Source organism: Helcococcus sp. KG196 (assembly GCF_046035495.1).
GTDB lineage: Bacteria > Bacillota > Clostridia > Tissierellales > Peptoniphilaceae > Helcococcus > Helcococcus ovis.
This window is the reverse complement of the sequence record NZ_JBFNFI010000005.1, coordinates 55105-75804: the sequence shown is the minus strand read 5'-3', so window position 1 is coordinate 75804 and position 20700 is coordinate 55105. Positions and strand designations below refer to the sequence as shown.

Sequence of the window (20700 nt, the reverse complement as noted above, 5' to 3'; positions counted from 1 at the left end):
TATTTTAGTGGATTTTATATGGAATTATTAAGTGTATGACTAAATATAATAATATATTTAAGGAGGATTATTTTGATAGTAAAAAGATTAAAGAAAATTATTTCATTTATTATGGCAATAATGATATTTTTTTATTCAGGATTTACATATGTAAATGCAGAAAATGAATTTACTGCTAAAGATTTAGTAGAGGGGTTTGCTAATGATTTTAGTATTGTGTTTGAACCAAAATCTATGACAGAAAAAATTGAAGATGTAACTGTAAATAATAAAAAAATGAGACAGGCAAGTAGTAGTATTTCTGTATGGGGAACGGATGCATATTTTGTTGATAAAGAAAATGGAAAATTATATCTTTCAGAACCAAAAAGTGATTCAGAAATTATTATTAAATTAAATGATGGAAGTACTAAAAAACTACAATTTACAAAAAATGGTGGAAAAGGAAATAGAATTAGTGTAGTAAGTGATTCTACACAAACTAGTCAAATACATAAAGAAAAATCTTCTAATGAAAAAAAAGAGGATAGCAAGGAATTAAAAGCTACTAAAACACAAAGTCAGGTAAAAGTGTCTAAAGACTCAAAATTACAATCAGAGAGAGATTTTTCTTTGGGAGATTTTAAAAATGGTTTTGGAGAAGTTACTGTTAATATCACTCCAAAAGAATTTGCTGGTAAAATCAGTAAAATACATATAGGATATAAAGAATACACAAAATCTGAAAATAAATATAGAATTTGGGGTGGTGGGGATAAGTATTATGTGGATAAAGATACTGGAAAAATATACTTTATTAAATTAGAAGATAAATTTGAAATTAAAATAAAACTTAATGATGGCACGGAAAAGAAATTTATATTAGATAAAAATAAAAATAAATTTGATGAAGTTAAAGACTTTAAATTAAAGGATACAGATTTAACTAAAACTGTTCCGTTAAAAGTTGAAAAAGTAGAAAAAAAAGAAGTTAGATTGCAAGAAAAAAATAAGGAAAATTTGACTGCTAAAAGTAGTTCGCTACCTGTTAAATCGAATCAAGATGCTATGGATTTTACAGATAAACATGAAACTATTGATTTTATGCTTGTTCCAAAAGGCTCTACAAAGTATAATATTAGTGAATTAAAGGTAAATCATATCCCTTATGAATTAAAAACGAATAAACTTCAAACATTTTATGGTGGATATTATGTTGATAAAGATGGAATTATTCACATGAATGAGCCAAGGGATGGGGCATTGATTACTATTATTGATAGTGAAAATAATTCTCATTACTTTAAGTATGATAAAAGTAAACAAAAGGGAAGTAGAATCAGTATAGAGAAAGATCCGGAAACTATTAAAGAGAAAAAATTAAAAATTAGACTTGTTGGTGAATTTGAACCTGCAGTAGTTCAACAGGAAAAATATGATGCGATTTCAGGAGCAACTACAGGTACTATATCAAATCAAAATAGTAATGCAAAAATTCAATTTGCCGAAGTAAGTGATACAAATCAACAGGTAAAAGAAAGTGATTGGAAAGATTTACATACAAATCCATGGTCATTAAGATCAAATCAAGTTAAGCTTGAACTTAATAAAGAATCTGGAATGAAAGCAAAATATAACCATTTAGATAGTTCTGTTACATTAAATGGAACTCCTAAAAAACCAGGTAAATATAATGTTAAAGCAGTAGTTATGCATAATGGAAACAAAATAGAAAGTGAACCTCTTTTGTTTGAAGTTTACAGTCAAAATGAAAAATTAGTTGATCATTTGAAATTAGAAAATGCAAAGAAGATGCAAGACGGGAAGTACATTTATACCTTGAAACCATGGTTGATTCAAGAATTTAACGGTTCAGATGAAATTGTAACTGTTCCAAAAGAAATTAAGGCTATATATGGGTCACATAAGAGTGGAACTTATGGAGTTTTAGGTAAGTATTCAAATGAAGGTACTAAACAAACTTTAATATTAGATAGTGATACTAATTTAACATTAGTTAATATGAAAGTTAAAAGTAGCGTAAAAATAGTTGTGAAAAAAGGTGCAAAACTTAATTTAATAGATTCCTCAATTTATGGAATAATTGATGTAGAGGATGGAGGAACATTCTCTATGAATTTTGATTATCAAAATGGAAAATTTGTAACGGGTACGTCAATAAATGGAAAAGTTATATTGGAAAATGGTTCAAATATAACTAATTCTATGATTTATTCTAATACTAATTTTTTAACGGATGCAGGAGTAAATGGTCGTGCTAATAAAAATGTAAGTTCCGTTTTAGAGGTAAGGGGAAATGTTAATCTACTAGGTAATGTGTTTATTAGGGGAGATGAAGCACCTACAGGTATAGATCCTGAAACCGGAAGAGTATATGCAGGGCAATCAGCATTAATGATAAAAAATGGAAAATTAAATATTGTTAGTGGGGCAACACTTGCAGCATATGGTGGTGGTAAAATAGCCACAACTACTAATGGAGGCTCGGCTATTATTTTAGATAATGGTCAAATCACTGGAGAAGGAAGCCTAATAGCAGTAGGTGGCACAGGTTTTAGTGGAAATGGTGGAGATGCTATAAGTGGAAATGGAAAAATATCTGTAAAAAGAGCTATTTTACAGGGAGGAAATACTTATAGCAAAAGTTCTGTTGCCGGTAAAGGACATTCAGATAATGTGATTATTTCCAGTGAAACAATAGGTAAAGCCATTGATGGTAAATATATTTTAAGAATGAGTGATTATGATCAACCGCTATACTGGCAAGAAATAATATTTGCTCCAAATATATCTAGTGTTGATTTTGGTAATGAATACATAGAGAATAGGTATTATAGGTAAAAAAATTAAAATAATATAATAAGAGAATTGGATAGTAAAATTTCCAATTCTCTTTTAATTTTTTAATATTTTTAGCGTCAAAAGCATTTTTTTATATTGATAAAATTAAAATAATATACTATAATAATAATGATAATCATTCTCGTTTAATTATCTAAAATATTAATTTGGAGGGAAAAATAGTGAATAAGAGAATAAATATTGTTGCTTTTTTGCTTATATTATGCGTTGCTTTTACAGCTTGTGGAAAAAATAGTGCTGATATTGTAAAAAATAAAATGGCTAATGATGGTACAGTTAAAAAAGATGGTAAAAAATTAGTATATACCACTTTCTTTCCTGTTGCAGATCTTACAAAGATGATTGTTGGAGATAAAATGGATGTAAAAATGATAATAAAGGGTAATGAAGAACCGCATTCATTTGAATTAAAGACTGATGATATGAAAAATATTATAAAATCAGATTTAATTATATATAACGGTGCTAATATGGAAAGTTTTATTCCTGATTTAGAAAAAGCGGTAGGTAATAAGGATAAATTTTTAAATTTATCTCAAGGATTAACTTTATTAAAACAAGGGGATGGATTAAATGATAGTAATGATATGGTAAATCCACATACATGGTTGAGTGTAAAAAATGCTATTGAGCAGTTAGATACGATATATAAGAAACTTTCATCCATAGATCCTGAAAATGAATCATATTATAAGACTAATTTAGAAAAGTCACAAGAAAAATTTAGAGAACTTGATAAAAAATTTGAAACTGAATTAGCTAAGGTAAATAAAAAAGAGAAATATTTTGTTGTTAGTCATGCAGCTTTTAATTATTTAGCTAATGATTATGGGTTAAAACAAGTTGCCGTAACAGGAATTTCTCCTGAAGATGAACCTTCAGCAAAACAATTAAAAATTATAGCTGATTTTGTAAAGAAAAATAAAATCTCCACTATATTTTTTGAAGGAAAAGCAACTCCAAAAGTTGCTGAAACACTTGCAAAAAATACAAATACAAAAACATCTACAATGTATACAATGGAAAATTTAACACAAGAAGAAGCGAAGATGGGTTATTTAAAACTTATGGAATTAAACCTTAAAGCTTTGATGGAATCTTTTAATGAATAAAGTTTTAGAAATTAATGATTTATCTTTTTCATACGATAAAGATTATATATTAAAAGATATATCATTTGAATTAAGTAGTGGAGAGTTTATAGCAATAGTTGGTGAAAATGGTAGTGGGAAATCTACGCTATTAAATTTAATTTTAAGCAATTTAAGCCCAAATAGTGGGAAAATAAAGTTATTTGGAGATAATATTTTAAATGACAACCATTATAGAGATATTGCATATATATCGCAAAATGCAGTTAACTCATATAGAAATTTTCCTACTACAATAAATGAGCTTATAAATAATCATTTAAAGTATTTGAAAATTAAAGTAGGTTTGGAAGAATATTTAAAAATGGTAGGCTTAGAAGAACACAGATATAAGAGTTTAAGGCAATTATCAGGAGGACAATTACAAAGAGTAGGCATAGTGCTTGCTTTAATTAAAGATGCAAGTCTTATTTTACTTGATGAACCCACAAGTGCGATTGATAAAAAGTTTTCAAGAGAATTATTTACAATTTTGAGAAAATTAAGTGAAAAAGGTAAGACTATAGTAATAGTAACTCATGAATTAGCGGAAATCACAGATTATGTTGATTATATTATTCATTTAAGAGGAGCAAGGGCTCATAAACATAATATTAATGATTGGAAGGAATTGATAAAATGCTAGATATATTTGAATATGAATTTATGAGAAGAGCTTTTATAGTTGGGACATTTTTAGCGATAATCCTTCCTTGTATGGGATTACCTATAGTATTAAAGAGATTATCAATGATAGGAGACACATTATCCCATTCATCGTTAGCCGGATTGACAGTTGGACTGGCATTTGGGATACATCCGCTATTAAGTGCTATACTAGCGTGTATTATTGCAGGGTTGAGCATAGAATTTATAAGAAATAGATTGAGAGCATATCAAGAAATTTCAACAGTAATTATATTGGCAGCTTCTGTCGGATTAGCAGGAATATTTACAAGTTTAATTGGAAATACCAATTCTTTAAGTTCCTATTTATTTGGTTCAATTGTAACGATTAGTGATTTGGAATATATAATAGTGTCGCTTGTATCGTTATTAGTTTTAATTATATATACAGTATTATATAGACGTATATATATAAGTGTATTTGATCCTAAGGCTGCTCATATTTTAGGGATAAATATTAATATTATTAATTTTATGATAACTTTTTTAAGTGCTATCACTATATCTATATCAGCAAAAACTATAGGTTCTTTGATAGTATCATCTCTTTTAGTTATCCCTGTAATTTGTTCAATGCAATTTGCTAAAACTTATAGAAATACACTTATACTTTCGATAATATTTTCTATAATTTTTGTCCATGCCGGATTAATTATATCTTATATATATAATTTAAAGCCGGGGTCGGTTATAGTTTTGGTATCAGTGGTATGTTTGATAATATCTATGTTTATAAAGAAAAAATAGGAGGTAATTTTGAAAAAAGGAAAATTTAAATTAGTTTTGTCATTAGTGGCTGCTTTAGTCTTGTTTACAGGATGTGGAAATAATAAAAAAGAACAAAAAAGTCCTGAAGTAAAAAAATCTGAATTAAAAACATTTACACCTGTATTTAAGGAAAAACAAAATAAATATAAAAATGATAAGACAACTGAAGTGCTTGTCGATGCAGAAATAGCAAAGGAAAATATAGTTAAAGTAGTAAAACATGGGGATCATTGGCATGTTTGGACAAAAGACGGTGTGGAGCATATAACATATACAGATCCGAATAAGCTTCAATCGGGAAAAAAACTTTCTTTAGTAAGTGTAGTTTCGCTTGAAAAATTGAAAGAAATGGATGTAGTAAAAATCTTAAAACACGGAGATCATTGGCATGTATATACATCTGATGGCAGTGAGTATTTAACATATGAAAATCCTGAATCAAGCTTTAGAAATGTAGAAATTGGAACCTACGTTGGAAATCATGGGAATAATCAATATTCTTCTGAAAATTATGATTCAAATATATCGGAAGAGTTAAGAGGTTCTGATGTAGTAAAAATTTTACAACATGAAGATCATTATCATATATATACAAGAGATGGTCAAGAGTTTATAAGTTACTCAGACCCGAGAAATATGTATCCAAATGCTGAATTTGGACAATATGTAGGAAGCCATGGAGAAAGTAATTCTAATGGAAAACAAAACTATAATACTGATTCTAAAAAAATAAATTCTACAACTAATACTGCACAAAATAATTCAAATCAGTCAATAACTAATGACGAAATAAATGAAAAAATAAAAAATTTGAACATTATAGGCGTGCTTGGGAAAGAATCTGTAAATAGATTTGACATAGTAAAAATTTTACAACACGGAAATCACTGGCATATATATGATAGTAAAAATAATGAGGGGATAACTTATGTTAATCCACAAAATCTATATCCCAAGGCTAGATTTGGTGAATATGTAGGAAGCCATGCGGATAATTCTAATAATCAAAATCTAGTAAAGAAATTTGATTGGCCTGAAGGAATTACAAAAATAATAGATCACGGAGACCACTGGCATTTATACAGGGGGGATGAAGAAGTTACTGTTACAAGTATAAATCCTATACCTCATTATACCGATGTAGAAGTTATTAAAGAAAGCAATGAATTTGAAAATATTACTGTAAATAATCAAGAACTTTTTAAATATGATGAAGTTGAACCAGTAAAAAATGTAAAACTATTTTCAAGATTAGAGCCAAATTTACAAAGTATGGATAATTTTGGTAATCCTGATAGTAGTATCCCTATTTTTGGTTCAAATGGTCAGAAAGAAAATGTATTTTATTGGTTGCATGGCGATCATTATCATGCAATAAGTATTAAACAATTAATTCAGATGGAAAAAAATGGTAAATTTGGGGATGCTAAAGCAAGAGATGTTGTAGCAGTATTAAAATATAAAATAAATAATCCAAATGAAAAAATGACTTTAGAAGTAGTGGCAGATGCAGGAAAAGTTGTAGAATTTTTATCTGGGCATTATAATATTAGTTCGAGAGATATTTCAAAAATTTTCAGACTTGGTAATAATATAAATATTTATGGTAAAGAAACTTATATATTTAGTTTATATGATTTTGAAGAAAAAGATGGAAAAATCATATACTTAAAACAACTGCCTAAAATAGATGGGCTTAAGGAAAAAGAAAAATTTGAAGAAGAAATTACTGAAAAAGATGTGAAAGATAAATCTCCTAATCGATATAAATCTCCTGAGTTCAAACCGTCAATTGAAGATGTAAATAAAAAAAGTGAAAAAGAAATAAAAAATGAAAATCAAAAAATTCAAGATAGAAAAGATTATAAATTGGGACAAAATGAAGAAAAATTTATTCCTAAAAAAGAAAATAAAGAAATAGATGATAAAAGGGAAAAAGAAAATTTAAGAAAACTTGCCAAAGCTTTAGGTATAAGTGAAGATGATGCTTTTGATAAAGTTTATGAAGTAATAAAAGAAAGTCCAAGAATTGCAGACCTTGAAGTAAATGAAGATGGTACTGTAAAATATAAAGGCAAAATTTACGATTTAAGAAATTAGTAAAAATCTTAATATTTATAACAAATATAACCATTATAAAATAATTGTTCAAATAAATGATGTTGCAGAATAGATAATTCTATTTTGCAACATCATTTCATTTAGAAAAACTGTTTGGTATGCTATAATATTATAAAATATCTTATATGGGGAAAATTATGAATTTAAGATTGAAAAATTTAAATTATTTTATATTGTTAAAAATAATAACTTCCATTGCTTTATATTTATTTACTTATTTTAATCATAAAAATGCAAATATTATTTTTATGGTTATATATATCATAATGGGATATGATGTTTTGATTAAGTCTATTAAAAGCATAATTTTGTGGGACTTTTTTGATGAGAATTTTTTAATGTCTTTTGCAACTCTCGGAGCAATTTTAATTAATGAATATCACGAAGCTGCATCTGTAATGATGTTATATCAAATTGGAGAGTATTTAAGAGAAATATCGGTATCAAAGTCTAAAAAATCTATTTCCAATTTGTTAGATTTAAGAAATAAAAAATATTCAATAATTTTTGATAATCAGACAACTATGGTAGATTATAAAAATATAGTTGAAAATGATATTATTTTATTAAAAAAGGGAGAAAAATTACCGGTAGATGCAATATTAATTGAAGAATATTCTTCAATGGATACATCAAATCTTACAGGCGAATCTTTACCTAAAGGTTTTTATAAAGGAGATAAACTTTTATCTGGATATATAAATTTATCAAATCTCGTAAAAGTAAAGGCTGTATCTAATTATACTAATTCTACTATGAGTAAATTAGAGAATTTAATAAAGAATATGTCTAATAAAAAATCTGTAACAGAAAGTTTTATTAGAATATTTGCTAATTTCTATACGCCTATAGTGACAATATCAGCACTTTTATTAATTATAATTCCTACTTTGATATATGGAGAATTTGATAAATGGTTTTATAGAGCACTAGTTTTTTTAGTTATTTCATGTCCATGTGCTTTTGTAATTTCTGTGCCTTTAACTTATTTTGCAGGGATAGGAAAATGTGCGAAAAAAGGAATTATTGTTAAAGGTTCTAATTTTTTTGAAGAAGCAACTAAAATTAGTAAAATATATTTTGATAAAACGGGGACTTTAACAAAAGGAAACTTTAAGGTAGAGAAAGTAAATATTAAAGATGAATATTATAATGAAAAAATTTTTAAAATTATTTCATCTATGGAATCATTATCGTATCACCCAATTGCAAAGGCTATAAATGAATATTTTAAATTAAGTGTTGATACATCAGAAATAAGTGATTTTATTGAAATTAATGGAAAAGGGATAAAAGGAAATTATGGAGAAAATCAATTAATAATTGGCACTAGGAAATTTTTAAATGAAAATAATATATTGTTTGACTTTAATGAAGAGCTGGGAACTATTATTCATATAGCTTACAATTCAAATTATATAGGAAATATTGTAATAAATGACGAAATAAAAGCTCAAGCTTCTAAAGTAATTCAAAAAATAAAAGAAGATTTTAATTTAGAAAGTATTATGATTACGGGAGATAAGGAAGAGATTTCAAGGTATGTTGCAAATAAAATTGGCATAGATAGGGTATATGCTGAGTTGTTACCCGAAGATAAATTAAATATATTAAATAAAGAAATTGCATTAAATGAAAAAATTACATTTGTAGGAGATGGAGTTAATGATGCACCATCAATGGCTTCAGCTAATTTGGGAATTTCAATGGGAGATAAGGGAGCAGATATATCAATTGAAATTTCAGATATAATATTGATGAATGATAATTTAGAAAGCATATATAAATTTTTCTACATTTCTAAAATTACAAAAAAAATAGTATGGCAAAATATAATTTTATCTTTAGGTGTTAAATTTTCGTTTTTATTTTTTGCATTATTTGGATTAACCAATTTACATTTTGCAGTTTTGGCTGATGTAGGGTTGACATTAGTGGCTATATTAAATGCAATGAGGTTATTATATGTAAAAGTTTAAGAACAAAAGCATACCATTATCTTTAATCTGGATAATAAGTATGCTTTGTTTATTTTCCAATCATGGATAAATCTTTGTATAATTTCTCAAAAGTAATTAAATCAAGTAGTGAACAGTTAATGATATGATTTCCCAACAATATATTCATATCAGCATATCCTATAAATCCTTTATTTAATTCTTTTTTTACTTTATATTTAGTTACATCATATTCAAAAATCATTTTTTTTGCTTTATATTTTCTGAAAATATTATTTTCTAATGTAAAATAATAATTATTTACAACAAAATTATAATACATCAATACTGAATAAATAACAAATGTGGATATAATGGCAAAGCTTACGTCAATAAAATTTGCTACTAAAATAAAAAAAATAAAGCAAGCAATTAAATTTAGAAAAAATGATGTAACAAATGATGATAAATTTCTTTTATATATTTTCATAATGTACCTCAAATTCAGTATATTTTATTAAGAGAAATTCTGCAAGTTTTTATATCTATATTTTTGTTATAAGTAAGTATAAACTTAATTTATTTTTTGATTTTTCATATTTATTATTGTATAATTTACATAAGCTAATAAAATATTTAGGTGCACCTTATTTATAGCTGAAGTATATTATGATGGAGGAAATATGAAAAAATTATTAATTGGTTTAAGCATATTAACATTTTTATTATTGCCTGGTAAAGGTGTAATTGCTAATCAAGATGATAAAGATATTAAAGAAAAAACAACGTTAAATGCAAAATCAGAAAAAGAAAAAAATAAAAAAGCTGAAATTACAAAAATAACTATTAATGATAAGGATTTTACTGATAATATAGAAGAAGTGAAATTTCCTTATGAGATAAAAATATATACAAGTAAAAAAGCTGATGAAAATTCTTCTATATCAACTCAGATTAAAGTTTTAAGCAAAACTTATTATGAAGTTAAAAATGATATTAAAGTATATGAAAATTATATATCCTTAAAGCCAAGAGAAGCTCTTTTAAACGGACAAGAATATCATTTAAAAATAGAAGATTTTTTAAAAAGTGTTGAAAAAAGAACAGAATATTTTTCAAATACACTAAAAAAAGAATTAAAATTTAAGATATCAAATGATTTAAAAGAAGATTTAAAACTTGAAAAAGCTCTTATAAATGATGATGATAAAAAGGATATAATTAAAAATAAAGATTATAAATTAAACAGTTCTGATAAAAAAATTTCCTTATATTTTAATCAACCTGTTTCATTAGAAAAATTTGAAAAATCAGTGGTTGATACTAATGGTAAAGGGATACATATTAATAAGGAAAATGAAAAGGATTATTCGGATACTGCAAGATTAACTGATGAAAAATTTGAGCTTATTGAACAAGATGGTAAGTATAAATCAAAAATAACTTTTACTATGGTAGGCAAATTAACTTATGAAGACTCTTTAAGAGAACCATTAGCAAAAAACTCAAAATATACAATAACTATTGAAGATAGTATCAAAAATGCTGATAAGAAATCATTAAGTGAAAACGAAACATTAACTCTAAACACAGGAGATTTAGAAGCTAAAAAATGGAAATTAGAAATTAAAGATGCTAAATTTATAGAACCTAAAAATGAAGGCTCAAAGATTGAAATAGTAGGTGGTACAAAAGTAGTTTTAGAAGCTCCTCAAAAACAAGGTTATGTATTTACACATTGGAGTGATCCTCATTATCTTAAAGATGATTTTTCTCAGGCTTATAAAGATATTATAAAAAATATAAATAATAAAAAGCTTGAATTTACAATGCCTAATACAGATTTATACATTTATCCGGAATACAAAAAAATAAATAACAAAAAAGGTTGGGTTGATTTAGAAAATAGTTGGTACTATATAGATAATAACGGAAATATGTTAAAATCGGAATGGATATACGATAAGAAGTACTCATCATGGTATTATCTAAATGATAACGGTAAGATGGCAAAATCAGAATGGATATATGATAAGAAGTACTCATCATGGTATTATCTAAATGATAACGGTAAGATGGCAAAATCAGAATGGATATATGATAAGAAGTACTCATCATGGTACTATCTAAATGATAATGGTAAGATGGAAAAATCAGAATGGATATACGATAAGAAGCACTCATCATGGTACTATCTAAATGATAATGGTAAGATGGCAAAATCAGAATGGATATATGATAAGAAATACGCATCATGGTACTATCTAAATGATAACGGCAAGATGGCTAAATCACAATGGGTAAAACATACAGATAATGAATGGTATTATCTGTTAGATAATGGTAAGATGGCTAAATCTATGTTAATAAATAAATGGAAAGTAAATTCTAAAGGAATTTGGGTGAGATAGTTAAGATAAAGCTTCTCGAATATATTAAAATATGATTAAATTAACTGACCTCAAAAAGTTGTATTTAAAATGGAATGTATGATTATTTACTGGACTAATTCAGTAAAATATATACATATCAAAAACAACTTTGATGAGGTCAGTTTTTTGTGTCAAAATATTTTAATAAAAAATAATATTTTATTTTTTTACTTATAATTATATTTTAATGTTAATTAATGATTTAGTTATAAATTTTTTATTTGTAAACTATAGAAGAAAAATATAAAAATGTGATAGAATATATTTAATTGAATAAAATTTTAAGCAATTGTAAGATAATTTTTAATATTATCAATGTGAAAAAATTAAATAATATTATATTTTTAGGAGTAATTAAGATGATTACAGTTAATAATTTAAGTTTAATATTTCCCGATAAAAAATTGTTTGAAGATGTAGATTTAATCTTTACACCGGGAAATTGTTATGGAATAATAGGAGCAAATGGAGCAGGAAAATCAACATTTTTAAAAATATTGTCCGGAGAAAAAGAGCCGACAAAAGGTAGTGTTTCTTATCCGAAAGATGTTAGATTAAGTAAATTAAATCAAGATCACTACGCATTTGAAGAATATCAAGTATTGGATACAGTATTAATGGGAAATGCAAAACTTTATGAAATAGCAAAAGAAAAAGAAGCTATTTATATGAAAGAAGATTTCTCTGATGAAGATGGGATGAGAGCTGCTGAATTAGAAGCAGAATATGCCGAAATGGGAGGATATGAATCAGAATCAGAAGCATCCACTTTACTACAGGGATTAGGAATTGACGTTTCGATGCATTATATGCTGATGAGTGAATTGAAAGAATCAGATAAAATTAAAGTTTTATTGGCACAAGCATTATTTGGTAAACCGGATGTACTTTTACTTGACGAACCTACAAATGGTATTGATTTAAGAGCGGTACTTTGGTTACAAGAATTTTTAATTAATTTTGAAGGAATTGTTATAGTTGTTTCTCACGATAGATATTTCTTAAATGAAGTGTGTACAATTATGGTTGATATTGATTTTTCAATAATCAAGATGTTTACAGGTAATTATGATTTTTGGTATGAATCATCTCAATTAGCATTAAAAATGGCTAAAGATGAAAATAAGAAAAAAGAAGAAAAAGTAAAAGAATTAAAAGAATTTATTCAAAGATTTTCCGCTAATAAATCAAAATCGAAACAAGCAACATCAAGAAAAAAATTATTAGACAAGATTACTTTGGATGATATTCAACCTTCTACAAGAAGATATCCTTTTGTCGGATTCACATTATCTAGAGAACCCGGTAATGAAATTCTTAATGTTGAAAATCTTACTATAGAAGAAAATGGTAAAAAATTAATTGATAATATGTCATTTAGAGTAGAAAAAAATGATAAAATTGGTTTTATAGGAAATGAAATAGCTATAAGTAAATTTTTTGATTTAATTTCAAAAGGAAATATTGACGGTAATAACTCATTTAAATGGGGACAAACCATTACAACAGAATATTTTCCAAAAGATAATTCAGAATATTTTGAAAATAGTCCATATAATTTGGTGGATTGGTTAAGACAGTATTCAAAAGACCAATCAGAATTTTTTATAAGAGGATTTTTAGGAAAAATGTTATTTTCTGGAGATGAAGTATATAAACAGTCTTCAGTATTATCAGGGGGAGAAAAAGTTAGAATGATGTTTTCTAAAATGATGGTGGAACCTGCTAATTTAATAATTTTAGATCAACCAACAAATCATTTAGACTTAGAAAGTATAGAATCAGTTAATAATGGCTTAATAAATTATAAAGGTAATTTGTTGTTTACATCTTTAGACCATCAATTTGTAAATTCTATAGCAAATAGGATTATTGAAATTTTTGATGATGGATCATATAGAGATGAAAGAATCACATATGATGAATATATTGAAAAATATGTTAAATAAGAATGAGGGAAATTTGAATAGAGAAAATAATAGCTTAAGAGATAGAAGAGAAAAAATAAAAAGACAAAAAAAAATAAAAATTTATAGGATAATAAAACTGGTTTTTATATTTGTGCTTTTCATTTTTGTTGTATTTGCTGTAAGAGCATTGTTTTTAAAATTTTCAAATAATGAAGATAAAACAAAGATAAAAACAGAAAATAAAGCTGAAAAAAGCAATCAGAAAGTAGAAACAAAAAAGGAAACAAATAAAGAAAATGCAAGCAATAAACAAGACGATAATGTAAAAAAGGATGGCGAAACCAGAAAATTAGGAGATATAATAATTGAGAGCTTAAATGGAGTTAATAGATTTCAAAAAGGGAAAATTATAAATCCGTTTGCAGATGTTAAATTTGAAGAAAATGATTTAAAAGAAAGAATTGAAAAACTTGATGAAAGCTTAAAATTGAAAATTGAAAGATATCCGGAATCAAAATCTACAGTTTTGAAATATCAGGATTTTAAGGATGATAATTCAGAACTTGGAGATGTAAAAAAAGACTATGAAAATTCTAGAGATTTCAATAGAAAGGTAAAACTAAATTATTTAAATCAGTGGGATATAAGATGGGGTTATGATAAAGTCGACGATGAATATATTGCTATATCAGGCTGTGGACCAACAACATTAGCTATGATTTATTCTGGATTTACAGGAGATACTTCAATAACGCCTTTTGAAATGGCTCAAAGAATGAATAAACTTGGATTATATACAAAAGCTGGCGGAGAATATGGAATATTCACTAGTGGTGCGAAGGATATTGGTCTTACTGGATATGAAATTCCTTTAAGCAAAGAAAGTGTTGAATCCGAGTTGGAAAAAGGTAGGGTAATTGTTGCTCTTGTAGTTAATAATAATATTGGAGATTTTACTCAATCATCAGGACACTATATAGCGATTTCAGAAAAAATAGATAATGGTAAATTTTTAATTTATGATGTAAATTCATATAAAAATACGAATAAAGAATGGGATTTTGATAGGATTTTTTCTCAAACAAAGTTATTTTATTCTGTAGGTAAATAATTTATAAAAAAAAAAGGCTGATGCAAAATAACTAAAATAAGTTGTCCTAAAAAAGTTATTTGATTTCAGCTTTTCTTTTTTATTAAACAAAAATATGTTAAAATATAAAAATGAAAGGTGGTGTAATTTTGGAATTTTTTAATGAATTAAAAATTGCTTTTATGACCATAAAAATAACTGATATTATTGATGTTTTAGTTATGACATTTATTATTTATAAAGTTATTATGTTAGTAAGAGAAACTAGAGCTGCTCAGTTATTAAAAGGTCTATTTTTAATACTTATATTTTCTAGAATAAGTATATTATTGAATTTGTATACTGTAAATTGGCTTATTTCAAGCGTGTTTACTGTTGGTATGGTATTAATTATTGTAGTATTTCAACCTGAACTTAGACGTGCTTTTGAAAAACTTGGTAGATCAAATAGTATTTTTACATCAATTGTAAAATTAAAAGTTCAGCAGATAAATTTTAAGACTGAGGAGATAGTAAATGCCGTAGCATCATTATCAAGGCAAAAAATAGGAGCATTAATTGTGATTGAAAATGGAGTTGGTTTGGCTGATATTGTTGAAACGGGGACAATTCTTAATTCTGAAATATCCAGTGAGCTAATTATTAATTTATTCTTTCCAAAATCTCCATTGCATGATGGAGCAGTGATTATAAAAGATGAAAAAATTGTTGCTGCCGGATGTTTTTTGCCATTGTCATCAAATAATTCTCTATCAAAGGAATTAGGAACCAGACATAGAGCAGCCCTAGGGATGAGCGAAAAATCTGATGCGTTTATAATAGTTGTTTCAGAAGAAACCGGTATTATTACAACGGTTCAAAATTCAAGTATTTCAAGACATATAGATAGTGAAACTCTAAAAAATACACTAAATAAATTATTTGCTGATAGTGATAACACTATTTTTAAGAAGATAACTAGTGGAGATGAAAATGGAAATAATTAAAAGAAATTGGAAAATTAAATTATTATCTCTATTTATTGCGATAGTTCTTTGGGTATTCATAATTGCAAATGAAAATCCAACAGTTAATACGAGGATAAGCAGTATACCTATAATATATGAAAATTTGGATAAATTAGATCAAAAAGGGCTGATACTGAATCAAGATATAACTAAAAATTTAGATGTATCAGTTTCAGGAAAAAGATCAAATATTATAAGTTTAACACCACAACATATAATAATTTCCGCAGATTTATCAAATATTAAAGAAGGACGAAATAAGGTAAGCCTTAGTTATACACTTCCGGAGGGAATAAAATTAGAAGATGCTCCAAAGACTATGGATGTAAACATAGAAAAAATTATAACAAAGGACTTTATTGTTAAGGTCAAAAATGAATCAAAACTACAGGCTGATTATATTTTAGAATCGACTAAAGTAACACCTGAAAAAATTACTGTTAAAGGTTCCAGATCTAATATTGATAGTATAAAAAATATTTTTGTAAAATTGGATTTATCTAATTTAGATAGTGATATTACTTTGAATAAGGAAATATATGCTGAAAATTCTGATGGAGAACAGGTTGAGGGTTTAGTTTTTGGTCAAGAATTTGTAAATATAAATGCATTAGTTTCTAAACAAAAAGAGGTATCTATTACAATTTCTAAAAAAGGTAATGTACCGAGCGGATATAAATTTATTGATTCTAAATTAAGTAAAAGCAAGGTATACATAAAAGGACCTAAAAATGTAATAGATAATATTAAAAGTATAAAAACAGAAGATATCGATTTGTCAAATATTACTGAAAGTAAAAAAATTGATGTAAAATTAAGTCTTCCAACAGATGTAGTATTAGTAGATTCAAATACAAATTACACAGTAGATATAAGTGTAAAAAAACTGGAAACAGCAAAAGAAGTTAAAGAATAAAATAGGAGAAAAAAATGAGTGAAGTTAGAGTAAGATTTGCACCAAGTCCAACGGGGTATGTTCATATTGGTGGTTTAAGGACGGCGTTATATAATTATTTATTTGCTAGACATGAAAAAGGTAAATTCATTTTAAGAATTGAAGATACAGATAGAACAAGATATGTTGAAGGTGCATTAGAAAATCTTATAGAAGTTTTACAATGGGCAGGATTAGATTATGATGAAGGTGTATTTTTAGATGAAAATAGAAATATTTATGAAAAAGGACAATATGGTCCATACATCCAATCCGACAGAGTAAAAGAAGGTATATATGATAAACATATAAAAAAATTAATAGATGAAGATAAGGCATATTATTGCTTTTGTACAGCGGATAGATTAAATAATTTGAGAGAACAACAAAAAGCTGATGGTAAAATGCCGAAATATGATGGTTTATGTAGAGGTATTTCAAAAGAAGAAGCTCAAAAAAGAGTTGATGCCGGTGAACCGCACGTTGTAAGGTTAAAATTACCGGCAAATAAGGATATTCAATTTAACGATGCAATTAAAGGTCATTTGAGTATAAATACAAATGATATGGATGACCAAGTTTTGATTAAAACTGATGGATTTCCAACATATCACTTTGCAGTAGTTATAGATGACCATGATATGAAAATTACTCACGTTGTAAGAGGGGATGAATGGGTTTCGTCAACACCAAAACATGTTTATTTATATGAAGCTTTGGGATGGGAAGCTCCAACATATGTTCACCTTCCAACCGTTTTAGGAAAAGATAAAAAGAAATTATCTAAGAGAAATGCAGATGTTTCAGTTGAAGACTTTAAGCAAAAAGGATATTTAAGAGATGCGTTAATTAACTATATTGCACTTGTCGGATGGTCTCCGGAAACAAATCAAGAAATACTTTCACATGATGAGTTAGTAAAACAATTTAGTTTTGAAAGGGTTTCCAGATCAGGAGGGGTATTTGATGAAGATAAACTTGATTGGGTAAATAGCCATTATATCAAAGAATTATCAGATTCAGAATTGGCAGCAGAATTAAAACCTTATTTAGTTGAATCCGGATATATTTCAGAAGATAAGTCGATTGAAGAATTAGAAGAAATAGCTGCTACATTCAAGACCTCACTAAATAAATTTTCTGAAATTGTAAAGCAAACGGATTTCATTTTTGCTGATTATCAAAATGGAGTATTTTATGATGAAGTTAAAGAAAATATAAATTCAGAAGATGCAAAGAAAGTTTTAACTACATTAAAAGTAATTGTTGAAAATGAAGGGATGAACGAAGAACTAGCAAAATCTGTTATGAAGAGAATTCAAAAAGAAACAGGAATAAAAGGAAAATCATTATTCTTTCCGGTAAGATCAGCACTATCAGGTTCAGAACATGGACCGGAAATGGTTCACATCTTTATGATTCTTGGAAAAGAGGGGATTTTAAATAGATTAAACTATGTTTTAGAGAATTATTAATATGAAAATTTATAATACATTATCAAGAAAAAAAGAAGAATTTAAAACGATTGAAGAAAATAAAGTAAGAATGTATGTATGTGGACCAACAGTCTATAACTATATTCATATTGGAAATGCCAGACCGCTTGTGTTTTTTGATACAGTTAGAAGATATTTAGAATATAAAAATTATAATGTAAAATTTGTAATGAATTTGACTGATATTGATGATAAAATTATAGATAAGGCAAATGAAGAAGGTGTAGAATTTACAGATATTACAAAGACATATATTGCAGCATTTTTAAAAAATGCTGAAGATTTCAATGTTGATGTTGATAAAATTATAAAGCCTCAAGCAACAAATTATATTGATGATATGATTAATTTTATTTCTGATTTGGAAAAACAAGGGGCAGCATATGATGCATCTACTACTGTATATTTTAATATTGACAGTGCTGAAAATTATGGAAAATTGTCAAAGAAAAATATTGAAGAATTAGAATTAGGTTCAAGAATTGATGTAAGTGGAGATAAAAAAAATCCTATGGATTTTGCATTATGGAAAAAACAAAAATATCCTAATGAACCTGCATGGGATAGTCCATGGGGAAAGGGTAGACCGGGTTGGCATATTGAGTGTTCTACAATGGCTAAGTCAGTTTTAGGAGAAACTATAGATATTCATGGTGGTGGAGAGGATTTACAATTTCCTCATCATGAAAATGAAATTGCACAGTCAGAAACATTAAATAAAAAGCCATTTGCAAATTATTGGATGCATAATTCTATGATTACAGTTGATAAAGAAAAAATGAGTAAATCAAAAGGAAATTTCTTTACAATTCATGATATTGAAAAAGAATTTGATTTAATGATAGTAAGGATGTGGCTTTTATCAGGTCACTATAGAACACCTATTGATTTTTCAAGGGAAAATTTATTGGCTATAAAAAATGCCTATGATAGGTTAAAAAATACAAATGATGAATTAAATAGATTTATTGAAAATTCTAATAATTATTCTGAATTTATTGCTGATAAAATTGATGAATTTGAAATTAAATTTTCAGGTGCAATGGATGATGATTTTAATACAGCAAATGCCTTAGCGGTAATTTTTGATTTTTCAAGATTTATCAATATAAACTATAGCGAAAATTCTTCAAAAAAAGAATTAGAATATGTAAAAAATAAATTTGATATTTTAGTTGATTTATTAGGTATTAAGTTTAAGAATGAAATTCTTGAAGAAGAAATTGAAAATTTAATAGCTGAAAGAACAGAAGCTAGAAAAAAACGTGATTTTAAGAGAGCTGATGAAATTAGAGATTTATTAAAAGAAAAAGGAATAGAATTAAAAGACACATCTACAGGGGTAATGTGGAATAAATTATAGGTAAATTATATGTCAGATTATATATTTGGAAGAAATTCTGTAATTGAATATTTAGAAAATATGGATGGTGCTGAAAAGCTATATATTCAAAATGGAAATCAAAAGGGTGCTATTTCTAAAATAATTAAATTAGCAAATGAAAAGAAAATTTCAATAGTTGGTATAAATAAGAATGAATTAGATAAAATGACAAATTTTTCTAATCATCAAGGAGTTTATTTACAAACTAAAGATTATGAATATTCTACATTGGAAGATATTATTGAATATGGCAAAAAACAAGAAAAGGATCCATTAATTGTGCTTTTGGATGAAATTACGGATCCTCATAATTTAGGAGCAATAATCCGTACATCTGAAGCTGCTGGTGCAACAGGTGTTATAATTACAAAGCATCGTTCTGCAGGAGTTAATAATACAGTACATAAAACATCTGCAGGAGCTACAGTTCATATGAAAGTTGCAATGGTGACAAATTTAAATCAAACAATAGAAATATTGAAAAATAATGGATATTGGATATATGGTGCAGATGGTCATACAGATACACTTTATAATCAAGTTGATTTTAGTGGTTCAGTTGGATTGGTAATCGGTAACGAGGGAAAGGGAATTTCAAAATTAACAAAACAAAAGTGTGATTATTTAATAAAAATTCCTATGTATGGAAAAACTGAATCATTAAATGCATCAGTTTCAGCATCAATTCTTATATATGGAATTATAAATAGTAAACATAAGATTTAAATTTTAATAAAATTAGAGGATTGTTGTAAAATAATCTTTTTGACTATTTTACAACAATCCTCTAAAGTTTTTAGATTATTTTTAAAATTCAAAAACTCAGTTATGACCGAGGAGTTTTAATTTGGAGGCGGTAACCGGATTTGAACCGGTGCTCGAGGTGTTGCAGACCTATGCCTTACCGCTTGGCTATACCGCCAAATTCGTTACTTAATTATT

Annotated in this window: 15 protein-coding genes and 1 tRNA gene; 14 read left to right on the top strand and 2 right to left on the bottom strand. The window is 26.6% G+C overall.

The annotated features are described in order from the left end of the window. Positions 1-72: 72 nt before the first annotated feature. From ABGF45_RS03610 to ABGF45_RS03585, 6 genes are all read left to right on the top strand, one after another. Positions 73-2841 carry a hypothetical protein gene (locus tag ABGF45_RS03610; RefSeq protein ID WP_408112748.1) on the top strand — a complete coding sequence of 923 codons (2769 nt, stop codon included), beginning with the start codon at positions 73-75 and terminating at the stop codon, positions 2839-2841. Between the two features lie 179 nt (positions 2842-3020). Next, on the top strand, positions 3021-3974 hold the full coding sequence (locus tag ABGF45_RS03605) for a metal ABC transporter solute-binding protein, Zn/Mn family (RefSeq protein WP_408111796.1): 954 nt from the start codon (positions 3021-3023) through the stop codon (positions 3972-3974). Continuing rightward, positions 3967-4638 carry a metal ABC transporter ATP-binding protein gene (locus ABGF45_RS03600; protein WP_408112749.1) on the top strand — a complete coding sequence of 224 codons (672 nt, stop codon included), beginning with the start codon at positions 3967-3969 and terminating at the stop codon, positions 4636-4638. The genes ABGF45_RS03605 and ABGF45_RS03600 overlap by 8 nt, the downstream gene beginning before the upstream one ends. Continuing rightward, positions 4632-5426 (top strand): metal ABC transporter permease, encoded by a 795-nt coding sequence (locus tag ABGF45_RS03595; RefSeq protein ID WP_134711158.1) that lies wholly within the window; start codon positions 4632-4634, stop codon positions 5424-5426. Before ABGF45_RS03600 ends, ABGF45_RS03595 begins: the two co-directional genes overlap by 7 nt. 9 nt (positions 5427-5435) lie before the next feature. Beyond that, positions 5436-7547, top strand: coding sequence for a hypothetical protein (locus tag ABGF45_RS03590; protein ID WP_408112750.1), 2112 nt, complete (start codon positions 5436-5438; stop codon positions 7545-7547). 158 nt (positions 7548-7705) lie between these two features. Beyond that, complete coding sequence (locus ABGF45_RS03585) at positions 7706-9547, top strand: heavy metal translocating P-type ATPase (protein ID WP_408112164.1); 1842 nt, start codon at positions 7706-7708, stop codon at positions 9545-9547. Positions 9548-9596: 49 nt separating this feature from the next. Here the strand turns inward: ABGF45_RS03585 and ABGF45_RS03580 are convergent, their stop codons facing one another. Further along, positions 9597-9995 (bottom strand): hypothetical protein, encoded by a 399-nt coding sequence (locus ABGF45_RS03580; protein ID WP_408112751.1) that lies wholly within the window; start codon positions 9993-9995, stop codon positions 9597-9599. 193 nt (positions 9996-10188) lie between these two features. Here ABGF45_RS03580 and ABGF45_RS03575 point away from each other — a divergent pair, with 193 nt between their 5' ends. From ABGF45_RS03575 to rlmB, 8 genes are all read left to right on the top strand, one after another. Then, positions 10189-11916, top strand: coding sequence for a hypothetical protein (locus ABGF45_RS03575; RefSeq protein WP_408132173.1), 1728 nt, complete (start codon positions 10189-10191; stop codon positions 11914-11916). Between the two features lie 380 nt (positions 11917-12296). Beyond that, positions 12297-13886, top strand: coding sequence for an ABC-F family ATP-binding cassette domain-containing protein (locus ABGF45_RS03570; protein WP_408112643.1), 1590 nt, complete (start codon positions 12297-12299; stop codon positions 13884-13886). A 13-nt stretch (positions 13887-13899) separates the two neighbouring features. Next, positions 13900-14958, top strand: a complete 1059-nt coding sequence (locus ABGF45_RS03565; protein WP_167554101.1) for a C39 family peptidase — start codon at positions 13900-13902, stop codon at positions 14956-14958. Positions 14959-15086: 128 nt separating this feature from the next. Further along, complete coding sequence (gene cdaA, locus ABGF45_RS03560) at positions 15087-15923, top strand: diadenylate cyclase CdaA (protein WP_245151229.1); 837 nt, start codon at positions 15087-15089, stop codon at positions 15921-15923. Next, positions 15910-16860 carry a YbbR-like domain-containing protein gene (locus tag ABGF45_RS03555; RefSeq protein WP_167554100.1) on the top strand — a complete coding sequence of 317 codons (951 nt, stop codon included), beginning with the start codon at positions 15910-15912 and terminating at the stop codon, positions 16858-16860. The genes cdaA and ABGF45_RS03555 overlap by 14 nt, the downstream gene beginning before the upstream one ends. 14 nt (positions 16861-16874) lie before the next feature. Beyond that, entirely contained in the window at positions 16875-18353 is a 1479-nt protein-coding gene (gene gltX, locus ABGF45_RS03550; protein ID WP_134744386.1) for a glutamate--tRNA ligase, read from the top strand. Between the two features lies 1 nt (position 18354). Then, positions 18355-19737 (top strand): cysteine--tRNA ligase, encoded by a 1383-nt coding sequence (gene cysS / locus ABGF45_RS03545; protein WP_134711140.1) that lies wholly within the window; start codon positions 18355-18357, stop codon positions 19735-19737. Between the two features lie 9 nt (positions 19738-19746). Continuing rightward, positions 19747-20484, top strand: a complete 738-nt coding sequence (gene rlmB / locus ABGF45_RS03540) for a 23S rRNA (guanosine(2251)-2'-O)-methyltransferase RlmB (protein WP_134744387.1) — start codon at positions 19747-19749, stop codon at positions 20482-20484. A 122-nt stretch (positions 20485-20606) separates the two neighbouring features. On the opposite strand, the gene ABGF45_RS03535 is transcribed toward rlmB, so the two are convergent. Continuing rightward, positions 20607-20680, bottom strand: a tRNA-Cys gene (locus tag ABGF45_RS03535). Positions 20681-20700: the final 20 nt, after the last annotated feature.